This window comes from Alkalimonas mucilaginosa (assembly GCF_036327005.1).
Classification (GTDB): Bacteria; Pseudomonadota; Gammaproteobacteria; order Enterobacterales; family Alteromonadaceae; genus Alkalimonas; species Alkalimonas mucilaginosa.
In genome coordinates this window covers 1-4,620 of sequence record NZ_JAUGZK010000027.1, presented here as the reverse complement: position 1 = coordinate 4,620, position 4,620 = coordinate 1, and the positions used below count along the sequence as shown (strand labels likewise).

Annotated in this window: 5 protein-coding genes; all 5 read right to left on the bottom strand. The window is 42.1% G+C overall.

Annotation, left to right across the window (positions count from 1 at the left end; translation table 11 throughout):
- Positions 1–938, bottom strand: a 938-nt coding sequence (locus QWF21_RS17870) for a peptidoglycan-binding domain-containing protein (protein WP_330089400.1), incomplete at its 3' end; no start/stop codon positions are given.
- Positions 935–1,228, bottom strand: a complete 294-nt coding sequence (locus tag QWF21_RS17865; protein WP_330089399.1) for an AAA family ATPase — start codon at positions 1,226–1,228, stop codon at positions 935–937. The genes QWF21_RS17865 and QWF21_RS17870, both read right to left, overlap by 4 nt.
- Positions 1,229–1,237: 9 nt before the next feature.
- Positions 1,238–1,939: an HNH endonuclease gene (locus QWF21_RS17860; protein WP_330089398.1), complete on the bottom strand. Its 702-nt coding sequence runs from the start codon at positions 1,937–1,939 to the stop codon at positions 1,238–1,240.
- Positions 1,936–4,236 carry an AAA family ATPase gene (locus tag QWF21_RS17855; RefSeq protein WP_330089397.1) on the bottom strand — a complete coding sequence of 767 codons (2,301 nt, stop codon included), beginning with the start codon at positions 4,234–4,236 and terminating at the stop codon, positions 1,936–1,938. Before QWF21_RS17855 ends, QWF21_RS17860 begins: the two co-directional genes overlap by 4 nt.
- 9 nt (positions 4,237–4,245) lie before the next feature.
- Positions 4,246–4,620: restriction endonuclease subunit S (locus QWF21_RS17850; protein WP_330089396.1), on the bottom strand; the 375-nt coding region annotated here is incomplete at its 5' end.

Sequence of the window (4,620 nt, the reverse complement as noted above, 5' to 3'; positions counted from 1 at the left end):
TCTAATTCCACTTCGAGTAGAACTCCCGTTGGATTTAAACCATTCAACTTTTGAAATTTTTGAATGGCTAACGTAGTTGCACTGCCAAACAATCCATCAACTTGACCTGCTTCAAAAGCTAACTCATTTAAGCGTTTTTGTATTGATTTTATATCATCTTCTGATTCAACAATCTCAATAGTAGTTTCTTCTTTAATAGTTAATAAGGAAGCCTCACCAACATCTACGCCTAAGTCTTCGGCAACAACCGGGAAATAAACTTCACACGATTTAGTTACTTCACTCTTTGCATTATCGAGCTCCTGTCGAAGATAACCAATTCTTGATGAATGGTTTCTAGCATCGTTCTTTCTGCCTTCTTTCTCTGCAAGAAGATTTAAAAACAAATAAGTGCATGTACATATTAAAGTAAGCAAAAAAAATAATAAGTATCTATTCTGCGACGCAACGTAATCATAAGCCAGATTTATATCATTACACTCACTACAAGCCTTTTCATTCGAACCCCCATCAAGATATTGTTTATCATGGTTTTTTTGTTGGTCACGATTAAGCCTTTCCTGATGTTCACGCTTAATTCTTTCCTGCTCACGCTTCAAGTTTTCCTGATATTCACGCTCGATTCTTTCCTGCTCACGCTTCAAGTTTTCCTGATGCTCACGCTCGATTCTTTCCTGCTCAAGCTGAGTATTTAGTGCGAGGACGACATATTCAACAGCTTGATTGAATTCGCTTAAATCAAAAATCACACCTTCTTGGTGGACAACCTGGTTTCTAACAGACGCGATATAACGGGCTTTTTTTACAACATGGCTGGGAATACGGTGCTCAACGCTACCTAAGTATTCATGCAAACCTCGCCCTTCCGCTGCAAAGCCTTCACGCAAAATCGCTTCAATCCTTTTTGAAGCAAGCACGGCAGTTTCAATATGACTCATTGGTCAAATCCTAAGTAGAAAGACACTCCGTGTGTTATCACTTTGGTATGATCCTTACAGTTGATCAGTTCGGCAAACCCGCCCAAGTAAACATGCTCACCTGTAACGCTGGAATATTCAGGGTCAACGTTTTTAATAACCGATAGCTCATACAGGTACACTAGCGCATGTAAAATACTGCTTTTCCCAGAGCTATTAGCGCCAAACAGCATAGTTACTGGGGCAAGCGGGATCACAGCCTTTCGGCGGATGCCTTTAAAGTTTTGGATGGTGATGGACTTTATCTGCATGTTGTTTCCTTAGCTCCCATAAACCGCTTCTAACCGACTTAAAAGTGATGCCTGTACCCGGGTTTCCACTTCAACATCCATTCTGACTGCTACCAAGGTTTGTAGGGTTATGGCGGCTTCAATGTACTGCTTTTGCTCAGTAAAGCTAAAGCGTGGCCAGTTGCTGGCGTGTTTCTTTGCGTTATGGGCTTTTAATAACAGCTGCAAATTATCAGGATGATGTTTACCTGGTGCCTTGCTATTAAGTAATGCAGCAGCATGGTCTACTTCAAAGTCCAGGCCAAAGTAAGCTTTCAGCTGGCGGCTAATGGCTTCAAACTCGTCAATTCGGTATTGCTCAGCAACACTCAGTTGCTCACTGTCGCGTTTGATAATATCAATACGGCGCAGCGGTGCTAAGTCTTCTTCGACCTCTTCAGCCTCATGTTGCTGTTGCTCGCTAGGCGTTAAAAAGCGCACTTTTTTTGGCCGTTCGCTGGCATCAACTTCGACCGAAGCGCCAAAACCACCACTTGATAGGCGAGAGCTTAAGCGTGCGGCAATTTCACGAAGACCTGTGGTGTCATTTTTCTGCTTGGCCGCTTGCGCGTCGGCAGCAACCAGTAAGTCTGGGTATACCTCGGCAACCTTGCAGGCCCACTCAGAGACGGTTAGCCAGTCGCTGGTGAGGCTTAGGGCATGCAAGTATTTATCGTTGATAGTCGTTGTCATACTATTAGTTCACTTTCACCGTCAGGCATAGCTGAGTCTGCAACGGACACAGACATACTCTCAACCTCGCCTAAAGCGGCTTGCTCTTCTAAAGTATCGCAGTAACCAACCATCATATTGTAATGCCCTATTTGTTTCGCCTTGACGAAAATATTCTTGAATACTTGAAGATAAGCAGTATTGGTCTGCACCCCCTGATTTATGTAAAGGTCATCATGGACCGAATGAGAACCATCATTCACCCATGAAAATAGTGACTGACATATAAGCTTCTCCCTACCATCAAAAAGCTCACAAATCTCGTCTTTCTTCATACCGCCCCACATCGTGAAGTAGTTTTCAAGGATCCGTCGAAGTGTGTTTTGCAAGCTGACACTAGAGATATTGTTCTTTTTGACATCGTCCCACAGCAGCTCATATGCTGAACGAATTGGATTTTCAGTACACCGGTCCACTGATGAAGATTGTGATTTTTTGACTAACCAAAAAGATTCGTCACTCATCACAGCATTTGCGGGACGGCGGCTTGGGTTATAGGTAATTTCTTTATGAAAATAGACATTATGCGTTAGAAGAAAAACCTGCTTAATTTGCGCTCGATCAGAACGGCAATCTGCAATAATCCCTTTGATGAGGCTGCTAACGATATACAAAATATCGCTGTCTAAGGACGATATTGGATCATCAAAGACAACAACCCTTGGAGCGCTGACACCATCAGTATGAGTAGAGCCTTGGATTAAATGATAAAAATACAAAAATGTAATAAACGTTTTCTCTCCCTCACTGAGAGAGCGGCTGGCATCCATACCGTTTGCTCTGACGATTTGATAGTGCCGTTGATCCTCTGAAGTTGAAATATAAAAGGAAAAGAATCCGAAACTAATCAGTAATTGATTAATCGCCGTAACAGTTGGCAGGGTTGAAGTGGCTTGCCGCTGCCATTGGTGTAGCTCGGCGCTGAAGTCAGCAAGTTGTGAATTTTTAGCAATAATGCGAGCTTCCATGCCACTAACGGCCTTCGTTAGCCTGACCTTGTTTTTGGTATACTGCGACAGTGTCGTCGATAACTCATTGACTACAAATCTCCATATTTGCTGAGTCAACAATGACTTTTCTGCTGCTCTATTCGCAACAATTTGGTTGTGCTCTAAGGACAATGTATTGGCTGCCGTGGTGAGACTTTGCAGCTCAGCAAGACACGCTTCAATCGGGTGTAATTCAACTTTATGGCTTGGCTCTGCCATTTTTTTTGACAGTAAAGAGATATTGGACTGCAGTAACTCACTCAGAGTCTGTAAATGCGCAGCGTAAAGATCTTTGTCGAGAAAATGATTTTGTATAATTAGATTCTCTTCTGCAATCTGCAAAATCTGCTGGGCAAGTTGTTGGTAGCACTGATGTATCGTACTTATTTTTTGCAGATCATTGGCGTAAGTATCGCTAAAAAACTCTTGTAAATTCAGGGCAAAAGATTCAGGTGTCGTTTGTTGGCAGAATGGGCATATTGAGGGGTCTTCCGCGTGGTAATGCATACCTTGCTTCACCCAATCGCTATTACCAAGATGCTTAATCAATCCAGCGATATCAACGTCTTCATTACCAACAACAGATTTGTTTAGTACTGGTGTTTCATGTAAATCGTTGAAAGCCTGAATATCTAGGTTAATGAACAACGCAACCGCTTGTACAGCATCATCGAATACTGTTTTTGCTTTTTCATTCAATACATCAAAAGTGAAAAGGTCTGCTGTATTTGATTGATGCTCTGATAACACCTTTTCTTTAAACTTCTCAGCACTGGCACGAAAACCAGTAAATGCCACCTGAAAGTAGTCGTCGTATCGCTGCTTTTGCTGCCAGCAGCTTTCTTTTAGCTGTGCTTCCAGCAGTAGAAGTTCGGCTTTTTTTCCAGAATGCCCATCAACACCTGCAAGATTAACATTCAGCTTATTAACTTCATCTGTATGTTTAACAACTTCTTTTTGCAGCCTTGCAATCTCTAGCTCTGCTTGAACTTGGTTTTCTCCAAGGGTAAAAACACCAGCAAGATTCGGGCTTTGTTCAAAGTTTCTCTGCACAAAATCCCGATTGTAAACCATGACCTGCAAAGGATTATGGTGTTGCCAAACTAACTGACAGTGCTGATGGCCTGATGCCTGCTCAAGAATACGGCTAATTGTTGTTTTACCAACGCCGTTAGAGCCGAAAATAAAATTGACCCGGCGAAGATCATCAAGAACCGCAGCTTCACTATATGTTGCAACGGGCGGATTAATTCTGATTTCGTGGATCATACTCTTTCCTTAGAGTTGGCCGGAAAAGGCTTTCTGGCTCAACAATTCAAACGCATCACTGGTTAATGATAAAGAATCATGTTCTTTTTTATTTAGTGAATTTACTGCCAAGAAAATTTCAGAAAACCTTTCCTGGTACAGTTTATCAGGAACCGGAAGTTCAATTTCGTATAGCTCTTTTGTTCGAATACCTTTTACAGTGCTACCACTAGATCTATTTTGGATAAGCCCCTGAATAAATGGATGAAGTAAAAGGTACATTAGATATTCATGAGTAAGCTTACCTTTAGAACGAAGGGCGATTAGGCGCTGACCCACGACAACTTTTTCGTACTTGCCCAAAAGGGCAACATTCCCCAGTGGTGCTTCAGTTGTAAAAAGCAC

Bases quoted from the DNA above. Each gene is read 5' to 3' on its own strand.
- QWF21_RS17860 (WP_330089398.1), bottom strand. From the start codon at position 1,939: ATGACAACGACTATCAACGATAAATACTTGCATGCCCTAAGCCTCACC.
- QWF21_RS17855 (WP_330089397.1), bottom strand. From the start codon at position 4,236: ATGATCCACGAAATCAGAATTAATCCGCCCGTTGCAACATATAGTGAA.
- QWF21_RS17865 (WP_330089399.1), bottom strand. From the start codon at position 1,228: ATGCAGATAAAGTCCATCACCATCCAAAACTTTAAAGGCATCCGCCGA.